Source organism: Variovorax atrisoli 110B (genome assembly GCF_000382045.1).
Lineage (GTDB): Bacteria > Pseudomonadota > Gammaproteobacteria > Burkholderiales > Burkholderiaceae_C > Variovorax > Variovorax atrisoli.
This window is the reverse complement of sequence record NZ_KB907451.1, coordinates 156,209-181,607: the sequence shown is the minus strand read 5'-3', so window position 1 is coordinate 181,607 and position 25,399 is coordinate 156,209. Positions and strand designations below refer to the sequence as shown.

At 68.3% G+C, this 25,399-nt stretch carries 22 protein-coding genes; 7 read left to right on the top strand and 15 right to left on the bottom strand.

Annotated features, from left to right (window positions below):
• Positions 1 to 96: 96 nt before the first annotated feature.
• From G369_RS0108900 to G369_RS0108870, 7 genes are all read right to left on the bottom strand, one after another.
• On the bottom strand, positions 97 to 1,170 hold the full coding sequence (locus tag G369_RS0108900; protein ID WP_019653643.1) for a flavodoxin family protein: 1,074 nt from the start codon (positions 1,168 to 1,170) through the stop codon (positions 97 to 99).
• A 96-nt stretch (positions 1,171 to 1,266) separates the two neighbouring features.
• Positions 1,267 to 2,163, bottom strand: coding sequence for a pirin family protein (locus G369_RS0108895; RefSeq protein ID WP_019653642.1), 897 nt, complete (start codon positions 2,161 to 2,163; stop codon positions 1,267 to 1,269).
• A 77-nt stretch (positions 2,164 to 2,240) separates the two neighbouring features.
• Positions 2,241 to 3,011 carry a GNAT family N-acetyltransferase gene (locus G369_RS0108890; protein ID WP_019653641.1) on the bottom strand — a complete coding sequence of 257 codons (771 nt, stop codon included), beginning with the start codon at positions 3,009 to 3,011 and terminating at the stop codon, positions 2,241 to 2,243.
• On the bottom strand, positions 3,008 to 4,276 hold the full coding sequence (locus G369_RS0108885; RefSeq protein WP_019653640.1) for a biosynthetic peptidoglycan transglycosylase: 1,269 nt from the start codon (positions 4,274 to 4,276) through the stop codon (positions 3,008 to 3,010). Before G369_RS0108885 ends, G369_RS0108890 begins: the two co-directional genes overlap by 4 nt.
• 11 nt (positions 4,277 to 4,287) lie before the next feature.
• A complete protein-coding gene (gene xrtQb / locus G369_RS0108880) occupies positions 4,288 to 4,860 on the bottom strand; it encodes an exosortase Q subunit 2 (RefSeq protein ID WP_019653639.1) in 573 nt (190 codons plus the stop codon).
• Positions 4,841 to 5,770 carry an exosortase Q gene (xrtQa, locus tag G369_RS0108875; RefSeq protein ID WP_019653638.1) on the bottom strand — a complete coding sequence of 310 codons (930 nt, stop codon included), beginning with the start codon at positions 5,768 to 5,770 and terminating at the stop codon, positions 4,841 to 4,843. The genes xrtQb and xrtQa overlap by 20 nt, the downstream gene beginning before the upstream one ends.
• A 22-nt stretch (positions 5,771 to 5,792) precedes the next feature.
• Positions 5,793 to 7,853, bottom strand: a complete 2,061-nt coding sequence (locus G369_RS0108870; RefSeq protein WP_019653637.1) for a VIT and vWA domain-containing protein — start codon at positions 7,851 to 7,853, stop codon at positions 5,793 to 5,795.
• 205 nt (positions 7,854 to 8,058) lie between these two features.
• Between G369_RS0108870 and creD the strand changes: the two genes are divergently transcribed.
• From creD to G369_RS0108845, 5 genes are all read left to right on the top strand, one after another.
• A complete protein-coding gene (gene creD, locus G369_RS0108865; protein WP_019653636.1) occupies positions 8,059 to 9,558 on the top strand; it encodes a cell envelope integrity protein CreD in 1,500 nt (499 codons plus the stop codon).
• Positions 9,555 to 10,847 (top strand): glycoside hydrolase family 3 N-terminal domain-containing protein, encoded by a 1,293-nt coding sequence (locus G369_RS0108860; protein ID WP_019653635.1) that lies wholly within the window; start codon positions 9,555 to 9,557, stop codon positions 10,845 to 10,847. The genes creD and G369_RS0108860 overlap by 4 nt, the downstream gene beginning before the upstream one ends.
• Before the next feature lie 17 nt (positions 10,848 to 10,864).
• Entirely contained in the window at positions 10,865 to 13,267 is a 2,403-nt protein-coding gene (locus G369_RS0108855) for a penicillin-binding protein 1A (protein ID WP_019653634.1), read from the top strand.
• A 97-nt stretch (positions 13,268 to 13,364) separates the two neighbouring features.
• A complete protein-coding gene (locus G369_RS0108850; RefSeq protein ID WP_019653633.1) occupies positions 13,365 to 13,970 on the top strand; it encodes a hypothetical protein in 606 nt (201 codons plus the stop codon).
• Entirely contained in the window at positions 13,939 to 14,898 is a 960-nt protein-coding gene (locus tag G369_RS0108845) for an acyl-CoA desaturase (protein WP_244164296.1), read from the top strand. Before G369_RS0108850 ends, G369_RS0108845 begins: the two co-directional genes overlap by 32 nt.
• Here the strand turns inward: G369_RS0108845 and creC are convergent.
• Positions 14,892 to 16,331 (bottom strand): two-component system sensor histidine kinase CreC, encoded by a 1,440-nt coding sequence (gene creC / locus G369_RS0108840; protein WP_019653631.1) that lies wholly within the window; start codon positions 16,329 to 16,331, stop codon positions 14,892 to 14,894. The genes G369_RS0108845 and creC overlap by 7 nt on opposite strands.
• A 112-nt stretch (positions 16,332 to 16,443) precedes the next feature.
• Positions 16,444 to 17,235 (bottom strand): two-component system response regulator CreB, encoded by a 792-nt coding sequence (gene creB, locus G369_RS0108835; protein ID WP_019653630.1) that lies wholly within the window; start codon positions 17,233 to 17,235, stop codon positions 16,444 to 16,446.
• Between the two features lie 566 nt (positions 17,236 to 17,801).
• On the opposite strand from creB, the gene G369_RS0108830 reads away from it, so the two are divergent.
• The gene (locus tag G369_RS0108830) at positions 17,802 to 18,761 is read left to right on the top strand and encodes a YcjF family protein (RefSeq protein WP_019653629.1); all 960 of its coding nucleotides are present in this window, start codon (positions 17,802 to 17,804) and stop codon (positions 18,759 to 18,761) included.
• 300 nt (positions 18,762 to 19,061) lie between these two features.
• Here G369_RS0108830 and cueR read toward each other — a convergent pair whose 3' ends face one another.
• Both cueR and G369_RS0108820 read right to left on the bottom strand, forming a co-directional pair.
• Positions 19,062 to 19,463: a Cu(I)-responsive transcriptional regulator gene (gene cueR, locus G369_RS0108825; protein WP_019653628.1), complete on the bottom strand. Its 402-nt coding sequence runs from the start codon at positions 19,461 to 19,463 to the stop codon at positions 19,062 to 19,064.
• On the bottom strand, positions 19,460 to 19,654 hold the full coding sequence (locus tag G369_RS0108820) for a heavy-metal-associated domain-containing protein (RefSeq protein ID WP_019653627.1): 195 nt from the start codon (positions 19,652 to 19,654) through the stop codon (positions 19,460 to 19,462). The genes cueR and G369_RS0108820 overlap by 4 nt, the downstream gene beginning before the upstream one ends.
• Before the next feature lie 174 nt (positions 19,655 to 19,828).
• Between G369_RS0108820 and G369_RS0108815 the strand changes: the two genes are divergently transcribed.
• The gene (locus G369_RS0108815; RefSeq protein ID WP_019653626.1) at positions 19,829 to 22,081 is read left to right on the top strand and encodes a heavy metal translocating P-type ATPase; all 2,253 of its coding nucleotides are present in this window, start codon (positions 19,829 to 19,831) and stop codon (positions 22,079 to 22,081) included.
• A 24-nt stretch (positions 22,082 to 22,105) separates the two neighbouring features.
• Here the strand turns inward: G369_RS0108815 and G369_RS0108810 are convergent, their stop codons facing one another.
• From G369_RS0108810 to G369_RS35560, 4 genes are read right to left on the bottom strand one after another with little or no spacing between them, the layout of a single operon-like run.
• Complete coding sequence (locus G369_RS0108810; RefSeq protein ID WP_020723006.1) at positions 22,106 to 22,624, bottom strand: GNAT family N-acetyltransferase; 519 nt, start codon at positions 22,622 to 22,624, stop codon at positions 22,106 to 22,108.
• A gap of 23 nt (positions 22,625 to 22,647) precedes the next feature.
• The gene (locus G369_RS0108805) at positions 22,648 to 23,778 is read right to left on the bottom strand and encodes a sterol desaturase family protein (protein ID WP_019653624.1); all 1,131 of its coding nucleotides are present in this window, start codon (positions 23,776 to 23,778) and stop codon (positions 22,648 to 22,650) included.
• A gap of 33 nt (positions 23,779 to 23,811) precedes the next feature.
• Entirely contained in the window at positions 23,812 to 25,095 is a 1,284-nt protein-coding gene (locus G369_RS0108800; RefSeq protein ID WP_019653623.1) for a beta-ketoacyl-[acyl-carrier-protein] synthase family protein, read from the bottom strand.
• Positions 25,092 to 25,388: an acyl carrier protein gene (locus tag G369_RS35560; RefSeq protein ID WP_019653622.1), complete on the bottom strand. Its 297-nt coding sequence runs from the start codon at positions 25,386 to 25,388 to the stop codon at positions 25,092 to 25,094. Before G369_RS35560 ends, G369_RS0108800 begins: the two co-directional genes overlap by 4 nt.
• Positions 25,389 to 25,399: the final 11 nt, after the last annotated feature.

Genomic DNA, 25,399 nt, shown 5'->3' with positions numbered 1-25,399 from the left:
TGTATCGCATCCGTTAGCCCGGCGTGAGCTTGCGTAAAGAATGATGAACAGGCCGTCGGGCCCTGCGCAGGCTGCCCGCCGCGTGCGGGCGCTGCATCACTTGGGCCGCGGCCGCTTCAGCCCGCGGTCCGGCGGCTGAAGCCTTCCCGCACGCAGCTCGGCGACACCCCTGGCGACGGCGCGGGCCACCTGGCGCACCTCCTCCTGCACGTCGGCGTCGGCATCCAGCGTGTCGTGGCTGGTGGCGTACGGCTCGTAGTAGCCGATGTAGCGGTCCAATCGGGCCTGCGTGCCGGCGTCGATCAGGCCCATCCAGTCGAGCCAGTCGCAGAGGTTGCGGCGCAGGCCCTCCACGCCGGCCACGTCGCCGTGCACCACCACGCCGTAGACACGGCCGTCGAGGTGCTTGGGATAGCCCCAGCCTTCCAGCTCCAGCGCCTTGGCCTCCTCGGGTTTCTTGCCGTGCGTGCTCGTGGGATCGGGATTCCCGCCGTCGGCACAGACCAGCCGGTCGATCATCAGCTTCAGCGGGCTCGTGGCCTGGTACCAGTGCGTGGGCGTCAGCAGGATCACCCCGTGTGCGGACACCCAGCGCTCGTAGATCTCGTTCATCCAGTCGCCGGTCTGGCGCAGCGAATGGTTGGGGTAGCAGCTGCAGGGCCAGTGGCACAACGGCATGGCGGTGGAGACGCAGCCCTTGCAGGGATGGATCTGCCGGCCGTATTCGGAGGTGAGCAGGCTCAGGTCGAGCAGGTCTGTCTCGATGCCGCTGCCCTCCAGCACCTCGCGCGCGAGCTGCGCGAGTCGCCAGGTCTTGGAGACTTCGCCGGGGCAGGTGCCGTCGTTGCGCGGCGAGCCGTTCACCAGCAGCACGCGCGAGGGGGTCTGGGGCTGGCTCCACGCTGCCTGCGCGGCGTCGAGGCGCGCCTTGGCCTCCAGCCAGTCGACAGAGAGTTCGTACCCGGGATCGGCATAGCCCGGCCCGGCCTTGCGGGTGACGGGCGCCTTGCGGCCCTCCTCGTAGGCCTGCCATGCGATGAGCTCGATGCGCCGCAGCGAGTCGGCCTCGGCGCGGAAGGCCGGGTCTTGAAAAGGCTGCATGAAGCGTTCGTGGAACTCGGCGCGCTGCAGCGTCTCGGGCGCCTGTCCTTTCCGGATCGTGGGGGGCATGCGCGCAATCTAGGCTGCGCGGCGCGCAGCCGGTGCGTGTGCGCGATGCCGATTTCCGGTAGGCGGGCGACTACATGCCTTGCCCGCAACAAGCGTTCAGCCGAGCTTTCCGCTCTGGAAGTCGTGCACTGCCTGCCTGACCTGCTCGGGCGTGTTCATCACGAAGGGCCCGTACTGCGCGATGGGTTCGTTGAGCGGCTTGCCGGCGATGAGCAGGGCGCGCGCCGGGCTGTGGTTGGTCGCGCCGGCGCGCAGCACCACGCCGTCGCTGTGGGGCTCGTTGGCGAGGATGGCCATGCGCCGCGTGGGAATCTCGCTGCCGGCGATCCACAGCGATTCGCGGAACACGTACACCAGCGCGTTGTGGTCGTGCGGCAGCGGCTGCGCGAATTCGGCGCCCGGCTGCAGCTCGATGTCGAGGTAGAGCGGCTCGGTGTGGGCGCGCCGCACGGCGCCTTCGATGCCGTGGCTTGCGCCAGCGATCACGCGCACGCGCACGCCGCCGGAGGTGGTGAATTCGGGAATCTCCTCGCTCTGGATGTCGCGATACCAGGGCTCGCGCATCTTGTCCTTTGCCGGCAGGTTGAGCCAGAGCTGGAAGCCTTCCATCAAGCCTTCCTCCTGCTCGGGAAGTTCGCTGTGCACGAGGCCGCGGCCTGCGGTCATCCACTGAACGCCGCCGTTCTCGAGCAGCCCTTCGTGGCCGGCACTGTCGCGGTGCCGCATGCGCCCCGCGATCATGTAGGTGACGGTCTCGAAGCCGCGGTGCGGATGGCTCGGGAAGCCGCCGATGTAGTCGCCCGGGTTGTCGCTGCCGAAGGCATCGAGCATGAGATACGGGTCGAGCCGCTTCTGCAGCGGCTGCTGCAGCACGCGGGTGAGCTTCACGCCGTCACCATCGCTGGTGGAGACACCGGCCACGATGTGGTCGATGCCGCGCGGCGTGGCGACGGGATCGGTGGGGTGGTTGGCGTGGTGGTTGGCGTTCGTCATGCGCCCATGGTGGCACTAACTCCCCCGCCGCGCCACCCGTGCGCTGTCTCAGCCGGCAGCGCGTACGGGCTGTCGCGTCAGGGCCACTGCTGGCGCTGCCAGTAGCTGTATTTCCAGTGCGTCTCGAAACCGGCGCGCCGATACAGGGAGCGCGCCGCCTGGTTGCCCGCATCGACCTGCAGGAACACCCGCTCGAAGCCGCGCTCCGAGGCGGCCTGCGCCAGCCCGGCCAGCACGCGGCCCGCCAGGCCGCGGCCGCGCTGCGCCTGGTCGGTCCGCATGCCGTGCACGCTGGCCCAGCCGTGGCCGAAGGCCATGGCGCCGGCGGCCAGCGTCCGCCCGTTCTCGCGCACGCTGGCGTAGAGGGTGCCCTTGGCGCGCGAGAGCATCCGCACGCGATGGGCGCCGTCCACCGGGTCGAAGCCCTCGCCGAGGAACAGCGCCGACCACTCGCTGTCTGGTGCGCCGTCGACGTCGGCCAATGCCGCGCCCGGCCCCGCCACCTGCCGCATGCGCCGTACCGAGGCGATCTGCACGCAGGTGGGACTGTCGGCGACGTAGTGCCTGCGTTCCAGCTCGGCACGCAGGCTGTCGAAACACGGTGCGTCGGCCAGCCGCAGCGCGGGCGCCGCCTGGTGGCTGTCGTAGCGGTCCTCGATGCGGTCGAGCGTCGCGGCCTCGACCGCATCGCGGTGCAGCGGTACGGCCGACTTCGCGCGCTTGACGGTGCCACTCGCGAAGGGCAGGAGCCAGCCGTCGATTTCTTCCGTCACGTCGGGCGAAACCGCCGCGATGGTGGCCCGCTCGATGGCCTCGATCTCGGCCGCGGACAGTTGGAGCATGCTCATTGCGTGACGGCCTCCGGCGCCGTGAACTTCGCCGCGGCCACGCTCTTGAGCAGGGCTTCGCGCTGGTTGCGGCTGATCCCGCGGATGCCTTCGGCGATCCACTTGATGCGCTCGGGGTCGACCTGGCCGTCGCGCCGCCATTGCTCGAGCACGGCCTGCGGCTTGTGCAGCATGGCGGCGAGCCACACGGCCTGCGCCGGCTCGAGCGTGCGCGCGCTGCGCTTGAAGTAGCGCTTCGCCGCCGCCTCGGCGCCGCAGATGTTGCCGCCCCATGGCGCGTTGTCCAGGTACAGCTGCAGGATGCGGGCCTTGCCCAGCGTCTGCTCCATCTCGACTGCGTAGAGCAGCTCGCGCAGCTTGCGCTCGGCGGTTCGGTCGCTGCCCGTCACCAGCAGCTTGGCGAGCTGCTGCGTCAGCGTGCTGCCGCCGCGCCGCGTCTGGCCAGGCTTCTGGTTGTTGTCGATGGAAGCGAGGATCTCGGTCAGGTCGTAGCCGCCGTGGGTGAAGAAACGCTGGTCTTCGGCGGCGATGACGGCGCGCGCCAGCCAGCTGTCATTGGCCAGCTTCGCCGACGGGCCGCAGCTGGTGCGCGCGCCCAGCATGGCCTCGGTGCCCAGTCCTTCCACGGTGAACTGGCTGATGGTGGGCTGCACCGCGAAGGTGGCCTCGGGCAGCACCAGCTGGCCGCGCAGCGCGAGCGTGCCGCCGATGCGGGCGCGCTGGAGTTCGGGCAGCGCGGGCACAAGCACGGCGTACCAGCGGGCGATGGGCGCGTCCTGCACGCTGGCGTTGAGGTGGATGTTCCTGGGCATGAGCCTGCCGTCCCAGTTGCCATGCAGCTGGCTCGTGTCGTTGCTCTGCGGCGTGGCCTCGAAGGTGCCGGCGAGCGTGTTGCCGTCGCGCCTGACGGTGGCGACAAGACGTTCGACGCGGATCGGCTGGGTGCCCAGCGCCGGCACGTCGGCGCTGCACGGCGCGCACTGCATTTCCAGCATCTCGCCGGCCGGCTTCCAGGCGAAGCGCACGGTGCCGAAGCGGGTGTCGAACGAATGGCCGTCGAGGTAAGGCGCGAACCATGTCGAGGTGGCCACGCGCACCGCCGTCGGCACGCCGATCTCGAAATTCAGCGGCCCCGCCTTCACCGTGGTGCTCCATTCGCCGGCAGCCGGCGCGAGCGCCAGCTTGACTATCAAAAAGATAGCTACACAGGCCGTAATGACCAGGGCCAGCAGGCCATAGAGCACAAATCGCAGGGTCTTCTTCACAGGCAGGTTTCTCAGATCGGTCTCGCTACGGTGACAGCTTGCCACGGCCCATGCGATTGGCCGCTGGCGGCTGCCCAGTACCAGCTTGAAGTGTCTGTGAAAGCCGTGCCTTGGGCGTCGACGATGCGCTCGCAGACGCGGATTTTTTGCGCTCCGTGCCGTTGCGCAACAAAACAGCGCCACATGCGCTCCTGGGCGTCGCGCTCCAGCCGCGCCTGCTCGACGCGGTAGCCCAGCGCGCGGTAGCAGTCCGCGGCCGGGTGCAACATGCGCGTGGGCTGGCTGACCTCGCGCATCACCAGCGTCCGGGTGCCGTCGGTCATGCGGCCGATGGCGCCGGGGAAGCGGTCGGCAAAACGCTGCTCCACGTCGCTCAGCGCCAGCGGGCGCAGCGCTACGCCGTCCCACTCGCTCGGCCACTCGTGCGAGGCGACGGCAGGCGCCATCGGTTCGGCCGGGGTGCGCAGGGCGGCCGTGGCCGACCACAGCATGCACATCAGCATCGCCAGCGCGAAAGCCGTCTTGTGGCCGATGCGGTTGATGAAATGGTTCGCGAACCAGCGTTCAAAGAACGGTGTCGACATGGCGGGCTCCTTGGGTAGTGATCAGGCCCGGAATGGGCAGTTCGGCGGCTTCGGGCGCGGGGCGGGCCGGCACCATCAGCCGGGCGATGGCGCCGCACACCGCGGCCAGCAGCACCAGGCCCAGCGCGTTGTGCGCCCACGGCGCGAGCGGATGGCCGGCGCCCTCGAAGGCGATCAGCACGCTGTTGCGCACGATGTTCCCGGCAAGCACCAGCAGGCCGACCATCGGCAGCCGCGCCATGAAGTCGCGGCCGCTGCGCGAAGCCCACAGCGCGACCGCGCAGGCCGTGAAATAGCCCAACCACACCATCTGCACGCCGGAGCAGGGCGCATCGACGATGACCAGCCGGCCGTCGACCGCCAGGGTGGCGCCTTCGCGCGCCACCTCGAAGCCGGGCGACAGCAGCCAGCGGCTGACCTCGGCCGTCACCACGCGCAGCGGATAGCCGGCATAGAACTGCAGCGACGAGAGCAGCGGCAGCGCAAGCACCGCGAGGCCGGCCACCGGCAGCGCCGCCACCTTGCGCGGCAGGAAGGCCAGCAGCCCGCAGGCCAGCGCCAGCACCGCGACCAACCCGGCCGCGAGCGGCGGCAGCGCGGGCACGAAGCCGAGCCCCGTGCGCATCAGCGTCGCGAGCACCGTGCCCGCACCGGCCAGCGCCAGCCAGCCCAGGCGCGGCGATGCGCGCAGCTCGCGCCGGCGGCTCCAGGCCAGCGCCGCGAGCGCGACCAGCGCCAGCAGGCCCAGCGGATCGTCGGAGCCGTCGCGCATGCGCTGGGCCATCCACACCCAGGTGGGCATCAGCGCGACGAACTGCAGGCCTATCCAGCCGGCGGCCGGCGTGCGGTCGATGTGGATGCCCCAGTCCACGATGCGCGGATGGCGGTGGGCAAGCATTGCCAGTGACATTCTTTTCTTTCTTACGGACGGGTCAGGCGGTGAAGCGGCGCGCGTCGTTGCGGCGCGCGCGGCGGCGCAGCATGGCGAGCATCGACAGCACGACGGCGATGGCGCCCAGCGACTCGGGCTCGGGCGTACTCGGCACCTCCGCGCCGAGCGCCAGCTCGCTCACGCCTTGCGGCAGCGGCAGCGGCTGGTCCACGCCCACGCTGTCCTGCGGCGCGACGTTGCGCACCACCTTGTCGACGGCGATGAAGCTCGTGTATTGCGTGAGCAGGCTGTACTTCAGGCCGAGCTCGGTGATGCGGTCCTTCAGGGCCGTGCCGCCTTCCAGCGTCTCCTGGTCGCTCAGGCTCTGGATGCGGTGGCGCGCCCACAGCGTGCGCAGCGCGGCCGTGTCCTGGCGGGTGCTGCCGTCGATGCGTACTTCCTGGCGATAGGGGCCGCTCGCGCCCTGGCCTTCGATGATCACGCGGCCCCTGGCCTCGCCGCGCCACTTGCCGAACACGATCACCGGTCTTTCGCCCAGCACGTCGGGCAGCGCCTGCGGTTCCACGTCGTACACGTCGAGGCCGCCGAAGGTGGCCTTCACGTTCGTGAGCACCGGCGACTCCACCATGCGGCGAAAGCGCGCGGCCTGCTCTGGGGCCTGGATCGGGTCGGTGATGATGAAGGGCTCGCCCATGCCGGCGCGGGCGATGCCTTCCATCAGGCTGCGGTTGACCGAGGAACCGATGCCGAAGGCGAACACGTTGGCCTTCGACAGGTTGTTGCGCACCAGCTCGAAGGCCTCGCGCTCCACCGTCACGTAGCCGTCGGTCACCACCACCACGGTGCGCGACACGTTCTCTTCCTTCGGCTCTGCATATACGCGCTTGAGCGCCGGGATGAGCTCGGTACTGCCGCTGCCGCTGTAGTTCTTGATGGTGGCCAGTGCCTGCTCGATGTTGGCGCGCGTGGCCGGCACCGACTTGGGCGAGAGCATCCTGTTGCTGCCCGAGAACAGCAGCACGTTGAAGGTGTCGCTCGGGCGCAGCCCACCGATCAGGCGCTCCAGCACCGTCTTCGCGGTATCGAGCGGAAAGCCGTGCATCGAGCCCGAGATGTCGACCACGAAGATGTAGTCGCGCGGCGAGATCGCGCTGGCGGCCACGGCTTTGGGCGGCTCGACCATGGCGAGGAAGAAGTTCTCCGCGTTGTTGCCCTGGCCCTTGTAGAGCATCAGGCCCGATTCGATCTTCTCGCCGGCAAGGCGGTAGTCGAGCACGAAGTCGCGGTTGTCGGCGGGGCGGCCGTCCGCTGCGAGCACCACATCGGCGTGCTGGTCCTCGTCGCTCTTCTTCACGTCGATGGCGTGCGTGGCCGAGCGGATCTCCTTGATGCCCATCGGCGTGTCGATGGTGGCCTTGAGCCTGAAGCTTGTTGCGGCGGCAGCGCCGGCGGCCAGCGTGGGCTGCGCGACCCACCTGGCCTGCGCGTTCTCTGACTGCGGAGAGTTGTAGCGCGGGCCGACCACGGTCGGGAACACGAACTGGTAGTTGCCCGACTGCGGCACCAGAAGTTCGGTGTAGCGAAGCTCCACCTTCACATCGTCGCCCGGCAGGATGTTGGCGACGTTCATCTGGAACACGTTGGGCAGCTGCTGCTCCAGCAGCGCGGCGGTCTTGCCTTCCTTCTTGGCCGTGTCGTACTCGATCTGTGCCTGCTGCTTCTCGCGGATCTGCGCGGTGATGAGCCGGTCGGCCAGCCGCACGTTGAGGCCGCTCACCGCGGCCTTGGTCGAGCCGGGGAAAACGTACTTCGCCTCGATGGCGCGCTGGCCTTCGTTGCGGTAGGTCTGCGTGACCGTCACGTCGGCGATCACGCCCGAGATCTTCACCGAAACCTCCGTGCCCTTCAGCGGCAGGCGGTCGACCGAGGGATCGTCGCTCTTCACGAAGAAATAGGGGCTCTCGGTCTTCTGGCGCGGGCCGGCGGGCGCTTCCTGCGCGTGCACCGGGCGCACGCCCATGGCGATGAAGCCCGCGGTCGCCAGGCTCACGGTGGCGAGCCAGAGCCAGCGGCCGGGACGTGGGGTGGTTTGGGCATCCATGGCGGGGGTCCTTGTCCGTGCGAACTTGCACGGCCGCAACTTTCTCCACCGCGCGAGAAGCCAGTTGGAAGGCCTCTTGAAGTCGACGGCCACCCGCATCCGCTGTGTGAAGTCTGTGTGAAGCGAGACGGCCCGGGCTCTTCACACGGCCTTCGGCTCGCGCGGCGAGCATCGCGGCCATCGCTACAGACGAGGAGAGAAAAACATGCTTCAGCTGCTCAGGGTCGTGATGAGTTCCATGCTGGCCAAGGTCGCCGGCCTGCTCTTCCTGCTGCTGCTCCTTTGCATTCCGCTGGGGGAGATCGATTCGATCAACCGCGCACGCGGCGAGAGCCAGCGAGAGGCGGCCAGCGAGCTCGCCGCCACCTACGCGGGGCGCCAGACCATGGTGGGGCCGCTGCTGCTGGTGCCGTACGTGGAACGCTGGATGGAGCCGCTGCGCAATGCGCAGGGCAAGGTGATCGGCCAGGAGCCGCGCAGCAAGGAGATGGCCCACGTGGTGTTCCCCGACAAGCTGCACATCGAGGGCACGATGGCACCGCAGGAACGCTATCGCGGCATCTTCAAGATCCCCTTCTACACGCTCGACGCCACGCTCACCGGCGGCTTCGCGGCCTTCGATCCCAAGGCCGTGACGCACAGCGAGGCCGATTCGAAGATCGAGTTCAAGGCACCGCTGATCGCCTTCAACGTGAGCGACCTGCGCGGCCTCGATGGCTCGCCGGGCATGACCATGGGCGGCGAGGCCCTGCGCTTCAAGCAGCGTGTGCCGGGCCTGGACGACGACGCCTGGTTCGCCAACGGCATCCATGCCCCGGTCACCGGCGCGGCGCTCGCGGCCTGGCAGGCCGGCACGCCGATCCCCTTCGAGATGAAACTGGGCCTGGTGGGGCAGGACACGCTCGCCATCGCGCCCATCGCCGAGGAAACCACCGCGCACCTGAGCTCGCCCTGGGCGCATCCCAGCTTCGGCGGCCGCTTCCTTGCGGCAGAACGCAGCGTGACGGCACAGGGCTTCGACGCCCGCTGGCGCGTATCCTCGCTCGTGACCTCGGCACGCGAACAGGTGCGCGCAGGCCTTTCGGGCCGCGGCGGCGCAGTGGACGTGGCCAGCAGTGCCGACGTGGCGGCTTCGGCTGCCCCAGCCGTCGCGCCGCGCCGCAACCTGGGTCCTTTGCAGACCTTCGACGTGTCGCTCGCCCAGCCCATCAACGTCTATTCGATGAGCACGCGCGCCGGCAAGTACGGCGTGCTCTTCATCGGCCTGGTGCTGATGGCGGCCTTCATGTTCGAGCTGTTCCGCAAGCTGCGCCTGCATCCGGTCCAGTACGGGCTGGTGGGCTTGTCGATCGCGCTCTTCTTCCTCCTGCTGCTGGCGCTGTCGGAGAAGTTCGCCTTCCGGTGGGCCTATGCCGGCGCGGCTTCGGCAAGCGTCGCGCTGCTGGCGGTGTACTTCAGCGCCGTGCTCGGCGGCTGGCGGCGCGGCATGTCGTTCGGCGCGTTCGTGGCGCTGCTGTACGGCGCACTCTATGGCCTGCTGGCTTCGGAAAGCAACGCGCTGCTGCTGGGTGCGCTGCTGATCTTCGGCATGCTGGCCACGCTGATGCTGGTGACGCGCAAGGTCGACTGGTATGCGCTCTCGCGCCGCGGCGAGGCGACGCCCGTGGCACCCATGGCGGTACCCGAAACGCAGACCGCCGCATGAAGCTGCTGCGGATCGTCGCGGGTGCATCGGGCTGGCTGGCGCTGGCCGTGCTGTGGTTCTGGGCCTGGCACCTGAAGGATCCGCACCTGCGCTTCATGCGCGCGTGGGAACTGCCGCTTTTGTCGGCGTTGCTGCTCGGGGGCATCGCGATCGCGTGGCGTTTTGCAAGAGGCAGGCTGCGGCCCGTGGCGCTGGGACTGGCATTCGCAGCGCTGCTCACGGCGATCTGCCAGGAAGCGATGTCGCGCCAGCACCGCACCGAGGTGAACGCCATGGAGGGCCCGCTCGCGCAGGCCGTGGGCGCGCATTTCATCGTCGGCTACGACGACGCCAGGGAACTGCGCGACCTGGCCCGCAAGGGATTGATCGGCGGCATCTTCGTCACCAGCCGCAACGTCCAGGGCCGAACAGCCGAGTCGCTGCGCGACGAGATCGCGGGCCTGCAGGCCTTGCGCAGTTCGGCCGGTCTTGCGCCGCTGATCGTCGCCACCGACCAGGAAGGTGGCGCCGTCTCCCGCCTGTCGCCGCTGGTCGAGCGCCAGCCCTCGCTCGCCTCGCTGCTCGAAGCCGACCTGCCCGACGATGAACTCGCCCGGCGCGCCCACGCCTACGGCTCGCAGCAGGGCAGGGCGCTCGCCGCGCTGGGCATCACGCTCAACTTCAGCCCCGTGGTCGACCTGCGCACCGGCCGCGCGCCAGGCCGGTGGGACTTCCATACCCGCATCGACGAACGCGCCATCTCGGCCGACCCGGCGGTCACTGCGCAGGTGGCGCTCGCTTACGAGCTTGGCCTGGAAGCGGCTGGGGTGCGAGGCACGCTCAAGCACTTTCCCGGCCTGGCGGACGTGGCCGAGGACACCCACCATTTCGCCGCCGAACTGCGCACGCCGGTCGCCCGGCTCTCGGCCCGCGACTGGAAGCCGTTTCAAGACGTATCGAAACATTCGGATGCGGCCATCATGCTCGGCCATGTCATCCTCGCGGAACTTGACGCCGCTTATCCGGTCTCTTTCTCGCGCAAAATCGTGCAACGGGTGATCCGCGGCGAGTGGGGCTACCAGGGCCTGCTCGTCACGGACGATCTCACGATGGGCGCGGCCTACAACCGCGGTCTCTGCGACGCCACCGTCCGTGCGCTCGACGCCGGGGTGGATCTTCTGCTTATCGCCTTCGACCACGACAAGTACTTCGATGCCATGCATTGCGCGCAGCGTGCTGCGCAGCAAGGCACGCTCGAGCTCCGGACGCCGGAACGCGGCAGCGTGCGGCGGCTCCAATCCTTTCGCTAGCCAAACAGGCATTTCCCATGTTCAAACGCTCAAACTCCAAGGCCCCCGGCGACGACGGCGCGGCGCCGCCCGGCTCCCGCTTCGACTGGAAGCGCATCGCCGGCTGGGGCGCCATCGGTGTCGGCTCCGGCGCGCTGGTGGTGCTGGTCGCGGCCATCGTCGCGGTGGTGACCATCTATCCAAAACTGCCCGACGTCTCGGAGCTTTCCGACTACCGCCCCAAGCTGCCGCTGCGCGTGTATTCGACGGAAGGCCAGCTGATCGGCGAGTTCGGTGAAGAGCGCCGCAACCTCACGCCCTTCGCCAACATCCCCAAGGTGATGAAGGACGCGGTGCTGGCCGTGGAGGACGCCCGCTTCTACGACCACGGCGGCGTCGACTACAAGGGCTTCGTGCGTGCCGCCGTGGCCAGCCTGAAGGGCGGACGCAAGCAGGGCGCGTCGACCATCACGATGCAGGTGGCGCGCAACGTGTACCTGAGCTCCGAGCGGACCATGAGCCGCAAGACCTACGAGATCCTGCTGGCGATGCGGCTCGAGCAGCAGCTCACGAAGGACCAGATCCTCGAGATCTACCTGAACCAGATCTACCTCGGAAACCGCGCCTACGGTTTCGCCGCCGCGGCCGAGACCTACTTCGGCAAGCCGCTGCAGAACATCACCATCGCCGAGGCCGCGATGCTCGCGGGCCTGCCGAAGGCACCGGGCGCGAACAACCCGGTGGCCAACCCGCGCCGCGCGCGTGCGCGCCAGCTGTACGTGATCGACCGCATGCAGGAAACGGGGTTCATCACCGCCGAGCAGGCGGCCGCCGCGAAGAAGGAGGAACTGCACCTGCGCGATGCGGCCGACCCCAACCGCCTGCATGCCGAATACGTCGCCGAGACGGTGCGCCAGATGATGTACGCGCAGTACGGCGATAGCATCTACACCAGCGGCATGAAGGTCTACACCTCGATCGTGGCGGCCGACCAGGCGGCTGCCTACAGGTCGCTGCGCAAGGGCATCATGGACTACGAACGCCGCCAGCCCTACCGCGGCCCCGAGAAGTTCGTCGACCTGCCGACCGAGCAGAAGGAGATCGACGAAGCGGTGGACGACGCACTGGCCGAGCATCCCGACAACGGCGACGTGATCGCGGCCGTGGTGCTAGAAGCGAGCGCGAAGGAAATCAGCGCGGTGCGCGCGAACGGCGAAACCATCCAGGTCACCGGCGAGGGCCTCAAGCCCGCGCAGTCGGGCCTTGCCGCAAAGGCGCCGCCCAACATCAAGATCCGCCGCGGCGCGGTCATCCGCGTGGCGAGAACGCCGAAGAACACCTGGGAGATCACCCAGCTGCCCGAGGTGGAGGGCGCCTTCATCGGCATGGACCCGCGCAGCGGCGCCATCAAGGCGCTGGTGGGCGGCTTCGACTACGGCAAGAACAAGTTCAACCACGTGACGCAGGCCTGGCGCCAGCCGGGTTCGAGCTTCAAGCCCTTCATCTACTCGGCCGCGCTCGAGAAGGGCTTCACGCCCGCCACCGTGGTGAACGACGCGCCGCTGTACTTCGACGCCAGCGCCAACGGCGGCCAGCCCTGGGAGCCGAAGAACTTCGAGGGCACCTACGAGGGCCCGATGCCGCTGCGCACCGCGCTGATGAAGTCGAAGAACCTGGTCACGCTGCGCGTGCTGCAGTCGATCGGCGCGCCCTATGCGCAGGACTGGATCACGAAGTTCGGCTTCGACAAGGACAAGCATCCCGCCAACCTGCCGATGGGCCTGGGCGCCGGCTCGGTCACGCCGATGCAGATGGCGGTGGGCTACTCGGTGTTCGCCAACGGCGGCTACCGCGTCAATCCGTACCTGGTCACGCGCGTCACCGACCTGCGCGACAAGGTCATCATGGAAACCGAGCCGCCGGTGCTCGACGAGACGCGCCGCGCGATCCCGCAGCGCAACGCCTTCATCATGGATTCGCTGCTGCAGAGCGTGGTGCGCAACGGCACCGGTTTCAAGGCCTACCAGACGCTCAAGCGCGACGACCTCTTCGGCAAGACCGGCACCACCAACGATTCCTTCGACACCTGGTTCGCAGGCTTCCAGCCGACCATGGTGGGCATCGCGTGGGTCGGCTACGACACGCCGCGCCAGCTCGGCGTGCGTGGCGAGACCGGCGGCAGCCTGAGCCTGCCGATCTGGACCGGCTACATGCAGACCGCGCTGCAGGGCGTGCCGGTGACGCATCCGGCCCAGCCCGAGGGCGTGGTGAGCATCGACGGCGAGTGGTACTTCGACGACTTCACGCCGGGCCACAACGTGGCGAGCCTGGGCCTGGAGAGCAGCGACACGCCGCCGCCGGTCGAGCAGCTCACCGGCGCTCCCGTCGGTGCGCCGCCCCCGCCGGAGGAACGCAACCGGATCCTCGATTTCTTCCGGTAGCCGGGCTTCTTCAGGGAGCCGGAAGCGAAGGCGGGTTCGCGGTGCCTACACTCGGTACCGCCTCCCGCCTTTTCCTTTTTCTCCTTCTCCCGCATCCATGGAAATCCTCACCCTGGTGGCACTCGTCGCCGCCGGCTTCTACATCCTCAAGTCCAGGGAACAACGCCTGCGCATCGCCCTGCTGGCCAGCCACCTCGGCCGCTATCAGATCGAGAAGCTGATGGAAAGCCTCACCTCCGGCTACATGCGCTGCCTCGGCGAGGACGACGCCGAGCGCCGCCGCCAGATCTGGCAGATCCTGGACAGCACCGAGGAAAAGCTCTCCGGCCAGATCGACGGCTTCGCAGCCGAGTTCTCGCGCATGCCCGAACCCGTCACCCGCGTGAGCAAGCTGCCGGTGGCCATTCCCCTCTTCACCCAGTTCTTTCCGTCGGCGACCTTCGACATGCGCCAGGCGTTGCTCATCCATGCACGCGGCATCGCCGGCGTGATGCGCAACGAAGAAGGCCGTACACCGAAGTCGAAGGCCTACATGATGTCGGCCGAGCTGTTCCTGCTGCAGCACACCTGCCACTGGTATTGCCGCTCGAAGACGGTGGCCTCGGCCCGCATGATCGGCCAGCACCAGACGCAGTATCTGCAGGCGCTGGGCGCGGCGAGCCCGCAGACGCGTGAAGCCTATCGCGCGCTGGTCGGGCGCTGAGCCTTTCGCGATGCTGCCCACGGGTCTCGATCACCATCGGGTTCACGCAGGGCAGGCCGATTTCGCCTGCGAAGGCGAGGTTCTGTATTCGCCAGTCAAGTCGCTCTGGTTCTCCGGCATGGCAGCCTCCGCGGCGGTGGGCGGCTTTTTCTGTTTCCGGTGGGATGCATTCGCGCTTTTCGTCGCCAGCACCGCGTTCGTGCTGCTGTTCGGCCATTCGCTCGGAAGCCATCGCCAGCTGATTCACCACAGCTTCCAATGTCCGCGATGGCTGCGCTGCGCCTTGATCTATTGCGGCGTCCTCGTCGGCCTGGCCGGTCCGCTGGGCATCCTTCGCCAACATGAGTTGCGCGACTATGCGCAACGTCTGCCAGACTGTCACGACTACCTGAGACACGGCCGCGGTTTCTGGACAGATGCGTGGTGGCAGCTTCACTGCAACCTCCATCTCGCGCATCAGCCCGGCATCCGGATCGAGCCGTTTGTCGCCAATGACCGGTTCCTGTACTGGCTGGAAAGAACCTGGATGCTGCAGCAACTGCCCATCGCCGTGCTCTTCCATCTCTGGGGCGGATGGGCTTTCGTCTTCTGGGGGGTGTGCGCGCGCGTCACCGCCGGTGTGCTGGGCCATTGGCTGATCGGCTGGTTCGCCCACAACCACGGCGAGATGAACTACGAAGTGCGCGGCGCCGCCGTGCAGGGACGCAACATTCCATGGACCTCGCTGCTGACCATGGGTGAAAGCTGGCACAACAACCACCATGCCTATCCGGGCTCGGCCCGGCTGGGACTCGCGCCCGGCGAATGGGACCCGGGCTGGTGGATGCTCCGGCTGTTCGAACGCTGTGGGCTCGCCTGGGAACTGCGTCAACCGGAGTCGCTGCCGCCGCGCCCCGAGCTCGTCGAAATCCGATCGGTGGCTCAGTGATGCGATGACAGCGGCAGCGTCAGCGTTGCCACTGCTCCGCCGCGCGACGCATTGCCCAGGTCGATGCGGCCGTGGTGCAGGGCCGCGATCTCCTTGACGAACGCCAGGCCCAGGCCCGTGCTCTTCTTCTGGCTGTGCGGCCTCGCGAGCGAATAGAACTTCTGGAAGACCTTTTCCTGCGCGTAGTCCGGAATGCCGGGGCCGTGGTCGCGCACGCTCACGCGGGCGAGCTTGGAAGTGGTTTCCAGGGTGAGCAGCACCTCGCTGTCCGGCGGCGAGAAATCGATGGCGTTGTCGAGCAGGTTGCTGATGGCGCGACGCAGCAGGAACGGGTCGCCTTCGGTGCGGGCTTCGTTGCGGATGTTCACGAGCAGCCTGATGTTGCGCTTCGCAGCCGCGGGCTGCGCGCTCGCGGCGATGTCTTCGATCAGCGCGGCCAGCGACACGGCTTCGGTGCGGTCGAGCGCGCGCCGGGTTTCCAGCGCGGTGAGCTCCATCATGCGATCGACGATTTCCTGGATGCGCTGTGTCTCCCGCTCGATGTTCTTCAGGAAGCGTTCGCGCTCGGGGTGCGGCATCGACGGCTCCTGCAGCAGCTCGGCCGCGCCGCGGATGGCCGAGAGCGGGCTCTTCACCTCGTGCGTGAAGGTCTGCACGTAGTCGGCGACGTAGTTGCGCCCGGTGAGTGCGTCGCGCATCTCGCTGAAGCCGGTGCGCACGCCGTCGACCGCGCGGCGCGCCATGCGCGAGAGGCTCAGGGTGCGCTGGGCGCGCACCCAGGTCCAGTAGTCGCGGATCAGGCCGAAGGGCCGCACCAGCCAGACCGAGACGATCAAGGTGAGCAGCAGCAGCGCCAGCGCCGAACCCACGCCGACCCAGATGGTGCGCCCGCGCGCGTCTTCGACGAACTGGCCGAAGCTCTGCACCGGCTTGCCGACGCTGACCATGCCGACGATCTCGTTGTTCCAGCGGATCGGCGCACCCACGTACATGACCGAGGTGCGCGGGTCGCCGTCGACGTCGCGCGTGGTACGTGCGCCGTACACGCCGGCCAGAGTGCGGCTCACGTCGCTCCATTTCGAATAGTCGGCGCCGAGGTGCCTGCCTAGCGAATCGAACATCACGCGGCCGTTGCGGTCGGTGACGTACACGCGCAGTTCGACGCGGCTCTTGTGCAGGTTGTAGATCTGCGCCGAGAACTCGCGCGCATAGAGCGTGCGGAACAGGGGTTCGAGCCGCGCAGTGTTGATGGCACCGGCGATCACGTCCTGCTCGACCAGGCTGGCCACCAGCTGCGAAGTTTCGACCAGCGATTCCTCGGCCGATTCGCGGTAGCGCGGGTCGATGTCGGAGACGACGCGATAGAGAAGGAAGGCGATGCCTGCCGTGTAGATCAGCAGGATGCCGATGAATATCCGGGTGCGCCGTGTCAAGGCCTGGCTCTCCCCCAGGCTTGGGCCGCCCACCCCCTTGCGGGGGGCGGCACCTGCGGCCGGGCAAAGCCGGTCCCGCGGGATTCCGCGAAAAGGCGGGCCAGGTCCGGCGTCATGCCCTTGATGGCAGTTCTTCGTTCAGCGCATAGCCGGTGCCGCGCAGTGTGCGGATCGGCTCCACGTCCGGCGCGATCGCCTTGAGCTTGGCGCGCAGGGTCTTGATGTGCGCGTCGACGGTGCGGTCGAAGCTGTCGCTGGCGTCGTCCCAGACCAGTTCGAGCAGTTCGTCGCGCGTGAAGACGCGGCCCGGGCGCTGCACGAGCAGCCGCAGCAGGCCGTATTCGTAGCGCGAGAGTTCGAGCAGCCTGCTGTAGTAGCGGATCTGCATGCGCTCGGTGTCGAGCGCGAAGGGCGATGCGGGGGTCTGGGAGGCCGCAGGAGCGCCGTTTGCCGGAATTTGCCGCCCCCCCACATGGTTCGGTGCTGCGGCGCCCTGGGAGGCTCCTGAGCCGTTTCTGGCGCTGCGGCGCAGGATGGTCCGCACGCGGGCGACCAGCTCTCTGGGGGAAAAGGGCTTGGCGATGTAGTCGTCGGCGCCCAGTTCGAGGCCGACCACGCGGTCTATCTCGTCGCTGCGGGCCGTCAGGAACACCATGGGTACCTCGGGGCCCCCCATGGACTGATTCAGCGCCTGCAGGCGCTTGAAGAGCTCGAAACCGTTGAGATCGGGCAGTCCGATGTCCAGGATGGCCAAGGCGGGTGGTTCCTGCGCGAACTGGGCGATGGCTTCCTCGGCGGTGGCGCACCACACGGGGACGAATCCGTCGCTCTTCAGGACGTATTGCAGCGTGTCGGCGATGCCCGACTCGTCTTCGGCGATCAGGATCCGGGGTTTGAAGCTCATCCGCGAATGTTAGCGAGGGGAGAAGCGCCGGGAGGACCGGTTCCGGCCCCTGCATGCGCGACCAGCGCGGCCTTTCGCGGCTTTTTTTTCGGGCGCAGCTTTTCCTGTCCCCTATCTCTTGTTCTTCTTATTCAAATTAGTAGTAGTAGATAAGGGTCGCACCCTGCTGTGGACATGCCGGTTTTTTCGTTATGCGACAAGCACTTGTCATACCGCCGTCACTGTGCGCAGCCGCGCTTCCGGTTTGTACCCGCCACATGGACAACATTGGGTAACCCTTCGGGCCTGTGGATAAACCAGGCCTTGTTCCAGAAATGTCCCCAGACTTGTCCTTTGACGGCCCTTCCGAAATCTGCGAAAGGCGGTTTTCGTCCGGAGAAATTCATTGCTGAAAATTTGGGCAAACCAAGGATTCCTCAATGAAATCAATGAGTTGCAAGACCCCTACACAGAAGTGCCGACGTTATCCACAGAGTTGCCCAAGTTTTGTGGGGAGAAAGGCCGAAGGAACCTTCGGGCCGCAGCCGCGACCCCACCGAATCGTCGAAATCGAGGAAATATCGAACATGTCACCTTCTGAAACAAAGTCGATCGTTACCCTGAGCCTGCTGGCCGCCTTCGTCGACGGCGAGAAGCACGAGCGCGAGCGCGCCGAGATCAAGCGCATCGCGGAAGGCCTGTCGCAGGCCGACGGGTTGAACCTGCCGACGCTCTACCAGGATGTGCTGATGAAGCGGGTGTCGCTGGCCTCGGTGGCGGGCGAGCTCAGGAGCACGGAAGCGAGGCAGCTCGCCTACGAGATGGCGGTGTGCGTCTGCGATGCGGACGGCACGCAGTCGGAGGCGGAGCGAATGTTCCTGGCGGACGTGCGCACCTCACTGGGCCTGGACGCCTCGGCGGCCGCTTTCTCGCAGAAGGCCGAGGAGATCGCCGCCGTGCCCGTGGCGGCCACCGCAGCGGCAGCCGCGGCGTCGGTGCCGGCATCGGTGCCCGTTGCACCGAAGAACCCCGACACGGCGGAACTGGACAAGTCGATCCTCAACGCCTCCATCCTCAACGGAGCGCTCGAGCTGCTGCCCGAGACGCTCTCGACGATGGCGATCATTCCGCTGCAGATGAAGCTGGTCTACCGCATCGGCAAGTCGTATGGATACGAGCTCGACAGCGGCCACATCAAGGATTTCCTGGCGACGGTCGGCGTGGGCCTGACCTCGCAGTACCTGGAGCAGGCCGGGCGCAAGCTGCTCGGCGGCCTGCTAGGCAAGGTCGGCGGCGGACTGCTGCGCGGGCTGGGCAACCAGGCCGTGAGTTCGGGCATGAGCTTCGCCTCGACCTACGCCCTGGGCCATGTGGCCAAGCGCTACTACGCCGGCGGCCGCACGCTCTCGGCGCAGACGCTGAAGGACGCCTTCTCGGGCGTGGTGAAGGAAGGCAAGAACCTGCAGACGCAGTACCTGCCCGCCATCCAGGAGAAGGCCCGCACGCTGGATGCGGGCAAGGTGCTCTCGCTAGTCCGCGGCGCTTGAAGTACTTATTCCAGGAACACCGCGGAACCGGCTTCGCCGGGCCGCAGGTGGTGCCCCCGGCGAGGGGGTAGGCGAAGCGACACGAAGTGCGCGAAGCCTGGGGGAGTACTGAGGGCCTGCTCACACTGTTTCCGGGGTCGCGTTGGTGCCCCTTGGGGCACCAACCCTGCGGGAAGGGCAGCCAGGTCGCGCCACTCGGCGTTGCACTCCTAGCGTGTGCGCATGCACACGCGTCGTCGCGCGCCTTGATTGGCCCGCCCTGGCTGCCCTTCGCGATCCCGGAAACAGTGTGAGCAGGCCCTAGTTCGCCAAGTCGTCCAGGATCGGGCATTCGGGCCGCGAGTCGCCGTGGCAGCAGTGCACCAGGTGCGCCAGCGTGCTGCGCATGGACTGCATGTCGGCGATGCGCTGCTCCAGCTCGCCCAGGTGCTTCTCGGCTATGCGCTTCACGCTCGAGCTGGCCCGGCGCCGGTTGTTCCACAGGCCGACCAGCTCGGCGATCTCTTCCATCGAGAAGCCCAGGTCGCGCGAGCGCTTGATGAAGCGCAGCGTGTGGATGTCGGCCTCTCCGTACTGGCGGTAGCCGCTCTCGGTGCGCGCCACCGCCGGCAGCAGGCCCAGGCTCTCGTAGTGGCGGACCATGCGGGCCGACACGCCCGATCGCTGCGCCGCTTCGCCGATGCTGACCGGGCCCGTCGTCATTGAACCGCGTACCCCGCGTTCTCGATGGCGGCCACGATGTCCTTGCGCGGCTGTTCGCTCAGCACGTCGACATGGCCCGTTTCCAGATCGACCGTGACCTGCGCCTCGGGATCCACCGTCTGTACCGCGTTCTGCACTGCGTTCACGCAGTGGCCGCAGCTCATGCCCGTGACCTGGAATTTCTGGCTCATCGTGTTGCTCCTTTGAGGGTGATTGATGATGATGACGAAGGAAAGCGGCCATCCGACCGATCAGGCGGCCGCACGACCCGAAGTTTGAACCTTCCCACGATGTCAATGTCCAGGGAATGGGTTCTGGAACTCCACCCTTGACCTTGACATGGTGTGAGGCCTTAGCCTCGGGCCATGGAAAAAGTTCAGCATCTCCCGCAGATCCCCACCGCCACGCTCGACCTGTCCGTCGGCGGCATGACCTGCGCCTCGTGCGTGATGCGCGTCGAGCGTGCACTGAAGAACGTGCCCGGCGTGCAGGACGTGAGCGTGAATCTGGCGACCGAATCCGCCCGCGTGGTGACTGGCGGCGGGGAGGGCATCGAGGGCATGGACGCCCGACTGCGCCGCGCAGTGCGTGCCGCCGGTTATGAGCCCCGTACCCCGGACAGTGCTGCCGACGAGGCGACGCTTTCTCCCTGGGCCGGCTTCGCGCCCGTGGCGATCGGCCTCGCGCTGTCGATTCCGCTGATGGCGCCGATGCTGGGCGATCTCTTCGGGCTCGACTGGATGCTGCCGCCGTGGCTCCAGTTGCTGCTCGCCGCGCCAGTGCAGTTCTGGCTGGGTGCGCGGTTCTACCGCGCGGGCTGGCATGCGCTGAAGGCGCGCACCGGCAACATGGACCTGCTGGTGGCGCTCGGTACCAGCGCGGCCTTCGGGCTCTCGCTGTGGCTCTGGTGGCGCGCCGTCGGCGGCGAGCATGCCGGCCACGGCATGGTGCCGCACCTGTACTTCGAGGCCTCGGCGGTGGTGATCACGCTGGTGCTGCTGGGCAAGTGGCTGGAGGCGCGCGCCAAGCGCCAGGCCACGTCGGCGATCCGCGCGCTGCAGCAACTGCGGCCCGAGGTGGCGCATCTGCTCGACGCCCGCGGCAAGGAAAGCGATGTGCCGCTGGCCGAGGTGATGGTGGGCGACCGCCTCGCGGTACGGCCCGGCGAGCGCGTACCTGCCGATGCGAAGGTGGTCGAGGGGCATTCCGAAGTCGACGAATCGATGCTCACAGGCGAACCGCTGCCGGTGGCCAAGGGCCCGGGCGATGCGCTCACCGGCGGCGCGGTGAACGGCGACGGCCGCATGGTCGTCGAGGTGCGCGCGGTCGGCGCCGAAAGCGTGCTGGCGCGCATCATCCGCCTGGTGGAAGACGCGCAGGCCGCGAAGGCGCCGATCCAGCGGCTGGTGGACAAGGTCGCCGCCGTGTTCGTGCCGGTGGTTCTGCTGATCGCGCTGGCCACCTTCGCGGGCTGGATGGTGTCGGGCGCGGGCATCGAGACGGCGCTGATCCATGCGGTGGCCGTGCTCGTCATCGCCTGCCCGTGTGCGCTGGGCCTCGCGACGCCGGTTGCGGTGATGGCGGGGACCGGTGTGGCGGCGCGGCATGGCGTGCTCATCAAGGATGCGCGCGCGCTCGAGATCGCGCACCGCGTCGACACTGTCGCCTTCGACAAGACCGGCACGCTGACCATCGGCCGCCCCGTGCTCACCGCGCTGGTTCCCGTGGCCGGCGCTGCGGCCTCGCAAGACAGACTGCTGGCCACTGCCGCGAGCCTGCAAGGTGGCAGCGAGCATCCGCTGGCGAAGGCCGTGCTTTCAGCAGCAGCGCAGCGCAACCTGCAGGTGCCCGCGCTGGGCGCGATGCAGGCATCGCCGGGACGCGGCGTGCGCGGCGAGGTCGAGGGCGTCCAATGGGCCATCGCCAGCCTGCGCTGGTGCCGCGAGCTCGACGCGATGCCCGACGGCGCGGAAGTCGAGCGCCTGCAATCCCAGGGCGCGACCGTCTCCGCACTGCTGCGCTTCGACGAAGCCGGCGCCGCGCATGTGCAGGCCCTGCTTGCATTCGCCGACGAACCCAAGCCGCAGGCGGCCGAAGCCATTCGCACGCTGCGTGCGCGCGGGCTGCGCGTGGTGATGATTTCCGGCGACAACCTGCGTGCGGCGCAGGCGATGGCGGCAAGGCTGGGCATCGCGGCGGAAGACGTCCGCGCCGACGTGCTGCCGGCCGACAAGGCCGCGCAGGTCAGCGCTCTTCGAAGCAACGGACACGTGGTCGCGATGGTCGGCGACGGAGCCAACGACGCGCCCGCGCTCGCGGCGGCCGACGTCGGTATCGCGATGGCGCCTTCGGGCGGCGGTACCGACGTGGCGATGGAAGCCGCGGGCATCACGCTGATGCGCGGCGATCTCGCGCTGGTCGCGCAGGCCTTCGAACTCTCGGGCCGCACGGTGGCGAAGATCCGCCAGAACCTGTTCTGGGCCTTCGCCTACAACGTGGCCGGCATTCCGCTCGCCGCCTTCGGGCTGCTGAGCCCGGTGGTGGCCGGTGCGGCGATGGCGCTGTCGAGCGTCAGCGTGATGGCCAATGCGCTGCTGCTGCGGCGCTGGAAGCCCTGAGCTTGTCGCGCCCGGCGTTCACGCTCAGTCGAACAGCAGCGCCATGATGTGGTCGTCGATGGCCTGTGCATCCGAGGCGCGCTTGTAGAAACTGCGCAGCGTGCCCTCGCGTTCGAAGCCGAGCTTTTCGTAGAAGCGCAGCGCAGGTGCGTTGTCGCTCTCGACGATGAGCTCGATGCGCTTGACGCCCTCCGACTTGAGCCGCGCGATCGCGTCCGTGACCATCGCCATCGCGATGCCCTGGCCATGCAGCGCGGGGTCGACCGCGAGCGTGCCGAGTCCGGCCACGTGCCGCACGCGGCCCGTGTAGCGCGATGCGCGGTAGAAGCCGGCGATGCGGCCGTGGCGTTCGTAGATGAAGAAGTCGCCGCCGTCGAGCAGTTGCCTGTAGATCGGCCTGAAGTCTTCCAGCGGCATCGGGTCGTAGCCCAGGTAGGGCACGACCTTCTCGTGCATGTAGAGGGCGAAGACGGTGTCGATGTCTTCGGGAGTGGCCGGCCTGCGCATGATGGGATGCCCCGCAACGATGAAGGCGCCGAGCATAGCGGGCGCCGCCGCGATGCCGTTCAGCCGGCGAGCAGCACCGCCGAGACCGCCAGAAGCATCGCCTGCGCGCACCAGGCCCATCGCAGGCGAAGTCGCGAATCGAGCACCGCGCCGATGGACCAGAAGCCGCCGACCGAGAGCGCGAGAAGCGTCAGCCCGGTGTGGAATGCGAGATCGTCCGCGCGCCAGAGAAAGGCCAGCGTCACGCCGACCCAGCATGCGAAGTGGAGGGCGGCCGAGGCGACCTGCGCGCGCGTGAGCGCGGGAGCGTGGATGTGCATCGCTTCTTCCAACGAGAACGCGGCTTCAGGGAAGCGCGCCGCCACGTCGGCCGGCCGCCAGCCCGGCGGCTTGAACCACACGGCGATCTTGTCCCGCCAGCGTTTCGTGTGCCAGGCATCGCGCAGCAGCGGCACGTAGGGACCGAGGATCGCGCGCATCGGGTCGAAGCTCGCGAGCGCCTTGCGCGTGCCGTAGACGCAGCGTTCGGTCTCTTCGGCGAAGGTGCCGAACATGCGGTCCCACACCACCAGCATGCCGCCGTAGTTGCGGTCGATGTAGCGGTCGTTCACCGCGTGATGCACGCGATGGTTCGAAGGCGAGGAGAACACGCGGTCGAACCAGCCCAGCTTGCCGATGTGCTCGGTGTGGATCCAGAACTGGTAGACCAGCACGATCAGCCCCGCGAGGCCGAACTGCTCCGGCGGCACGCCGATGACGGCCATCGGCAGGTAGAAGGCCCAGCCTAGGAATGCGACCGTGCTTTCCTGCCGCAGCGCGGTGGAGAAGTTGAAGTGCTGGCTCTGGTGGTGCACCGAGTGTGCGGCCCAGAACACGGCCGACCTGTGCCCAGCGCGATGCAGCCAGTAGTCGAAGAAGTCGAACAGCAGCACCGCGGCGATCCAGCCCATGGCGCTGTCCCAGAAGGCGGGCCGCGTCCAGATCGCGACCATCGGATAGGCCATGGCGTACAGGCCGATCTGGAACAGCTGCGTGCACACCGCGAGAGCCTGGCTCAGCAGGCCCTGGCTCAGGCTGCCGATGGTGTCGCCGAAGCGGTAGGTGTTGCGCCGCTTCAGCCAGCCCCAGGCGAACTCGCACGCCATGAGCAGCGCGAACACCGGCACCACGAAAACGACCAGCCGATGCACCGCGCGATTTTTCAGGAAGCGTTCAGCGAATCTTCAGCGATCGGCCGCGCGGCCGGCCACGATGACTGCGTTGGTGCCGCCAAAGGCGAAGGAATTCGACAGCGCATAGCGCATGCCCTTGGCTTCGCGGGCCTCGCCCTGCACGAAGTCGAGATCGAACGCCGCATCGGGCGTCTGCAGGTTGGCGATGGGCGGCAGCGTCTCGCGCGCCAGCGCGCGCAGCGCCGCGACGAGCTCGATCGCACCGCCGCCGCCGAGCACGTGGCCGTGGATGGCCTTGGTCGCGCTCACCGGCACGGTCTTGCCGAACACCTCGCGGATCGATGCGGCCTCGGCGGCATCGCCGGCCGAGGTGGCCGTGCCGTGCGCGTTGATGTGGCCAATCTCGGAAGCCTCAATGCCCGCGTCGCGCAGCGCGGCGCGCATCACGCGCACCTGGCCTGCGGTGTCGGGATTGGTGATGTGCGTGCCGTCGCAGTTGGTGGCGTAGCCCGCGAGCACGAAGGGCGCGGCCTCCGCGCCGCGCGCAGCCGCGTGCGCTTCCGATTCGAGCACCAGCGCGGCCGCGCCCTCGCCGATGGCGAAGCCCGCGCGGTCGCCCGAGAAGGGGCGGCAGGCGGTCGACGGCGCATCGGCCGGCGGCGGCGCCATCACGCGCATGGCGTGCCAGCTGGCCATCACGCCGGGCGTGAGCATGGCGTCGTGGCCGCCGACGATGGCGACGTCGATCCAGCCGCCGCGGATGGCGCGCATCGCCTCGCCGATGGCCACCGCCGAGGAGGCGCAGGCACAGGCGTAGGCGATGGCCGAGCCGCGCGCGCCGAAGTGCAGCGCGAGCTCCGCCACGGCGGCGTTGGGCATCACGGTGAGCACGGTGGTCGGGCGCATGCGGCGCTGCTCGCCGTAGAGCGCGCTGGTGGTGTTGTCGAAGCTGCCGGCTCCCGCGAGGCCGCAGCCCCAGAAGATGCCGAGGCGGTCGCGGTCGATGGATTCGAGGTCGAGCTTCGCTTCGGCGGCGGCGTCCTGGGCGGCGGTGAGCGCCATCGCGGTGCCGCGGTCCAGCGGCAGGCGAGAGGTGCTGCGAATGCCGTTCGAGTCGAAGTCGCAGGCCGCGACGGCCAGCGACATCGGGTCCATGCCCTTGATCTCCAGCGTCTGCGCGCGCACGGCCGAGCGGCCCGCGAAGAGCGCTTCGTCAAAGGCCTCCACGGTGCGGCCGATGGGCGTGACGAAGCCGATGCCGCTCACGCGCACGGGGGCCGATGCGGCGCGCGCGGCCGAGGCCGCGAGCACGGAATGCGCTGCGCCGCTGCTCATGCCGTTGCTTCGGCGGGCTGCGCCGCGACGTCGCCCGCGCTCTCCGCGTCGATCACTTCGCACAGGCGCTGCAGCGTGATGCCGGCTTCGCGCGGATCGAGGCGCTCTTCGGGAATGCGCAGATGGAAGGCGTCCTCGACCGCGAAGACGAACTCCATCAGCGCGAGCGAGTCGAGGCCGAGGTCGGTCAGCGCGGTGGCCGGCGAGACGGCCGCGGGGTCGACGCGGAAGTCGTCGCGCAGGATCGCGGCGATGGTGTTGAAGGTGGGCGAGAAGAGATCGGAAGAAGACATGGAGATGCTTT

What these genes read in the sequence shown, in the direction of transcription:
- G369_RS0108800 (WP_019653623.1), bottom strand. Translation starts at nt 25,095, where the DNA reads ATGAGCAGCGGCGCAGCGCATTCCGTGCTCGCGGCCTCGGCCGCGCGC.
- G369_RS0108810 (WP_020723006.1), bottom strand. Translation starts at nt 22,624, where the DNA reads ATGCTCGGCGCCTTCATCGTTGCGGGGCATCCCATCATGCGCAGGCCG.
- G369_RS0108820 (WP_019653627.1), bottom strand. Translation starts at nt 19,654, where the DNA reads ATGAGCCAGAAATTCCAGGTCACGGGCATGAGCTGCGGCCACTGCGTG.
- xrtQb (WP_019653639.1), bottom strand. Translation starts at nt 4,860, where the DNA reads ATGTCGACACCGTTCTTTGAACGCTGGTTCGCGAACCATTTCATCAAC.
- creD (WP_019653636.1), top strand. Translation starts at nt 8,059, where the DNA reads ATGCTTCAGCTGCTCAGGGTCGTGATGAGTTCCATGCTGGCCAAGGTC.
- G369_RS0108870 (WP_019653637.1), bottom strand. Translation starts at nt 7,853, where the DNA reads ATGGATGCCCAAACCACCCCACGTCCCGGCCGCTGGCTCTGGCTCGCC.
- G369_RS0108855 (WP_019653634.1), top strand. Translation starts at nt 10,865, where the DNA reads ATGTTCAAACGCTCAAACTCCAAGGCCCCCGGCGACGACGGCGCGGCG.
- G369_RS0108850 (WP_019653633.1), top strand. Translation starts at nt 13,365, where the DNA reads ATGGAAATCCTCACCCTGGTGGCACTCGTCGCCGCCGGCTTCTACATC.
- cueR (WP_019653628.1), bottom strand. Translation starts at nt 19,463, where the DNA reads ATGACGACGGGCCCGGTCAGCATCGGCGAAGCGGCGCAGCGATCGGGC.
- G369_RS0108890 (WP_019653641.1), bottom strand. Translation starts at nt 3,011, where the DNA reads ATGAGCATGCTCCAACTGTCCGCGGCCGAGATCGAGGCCATCGAGCGG.
- G369_RS0108860 (WP_019653635.1), top strand. Translation starts at nt 9,555, where the DNA reads ATGAAGCTGCTGCGGATCGTCGCGGGTGCATCGGGCTGGCTGGCGCTG.
- G369_RS0108815 (WP_019653626.1), top strand. Translation starts at nt 19,829, where the DNA reads ATGGAAAAAGTTCAGCATCTCCCGCAGATCCCCACCGCCACGCTCGAC.
- G369_RS0108830 (WP_019653629.1), top strand. Translation starts at nt 17,802, where the DNA reads ATGTCACCTTCTGAAACAAAGTCGATCGTTACCCTGAGCCTGCTGGCC.
- G369_RS35560 (WP_019653622.1), bottom strand. Translation starts at nt 25,388, where the DNA reads ATGTCTTCTTCCGATCTCTTCTCGCCCACCTTCAACACCATCGCCGCG.
- xrtQa (WP_019653638.1), bottom strand. Translation starts at nt 5,770, where the DNA reads ATGTCACTGGCAATGCTTGCCCACCGCCATCCGCGCATCGTGGACTGG.
- G369_RS0108900 (WP_019653643.1), bottom strand. Translation starts at nt 1,170, where the DNA reads ATGCCCCCCACGATCCGGAAAGGACAGGCGCCCGAGACGCTGCAGCGC.
- G369_RS0108895 (WP_019653642.1), bottom strand. Translation starts at nt 2,163, where the DNA reads ATGACGAACGCCAACCACCACGCCAACCACCCCACCGATCCCGTCGCC.
- creB (WP_019653630.1), bottom strand. Translation starts at nt 17,235, where the DNA reads ATGAGCTTCAAACCCCGGATCCTGATCGCCGAAGACGAGTCGGGCATC.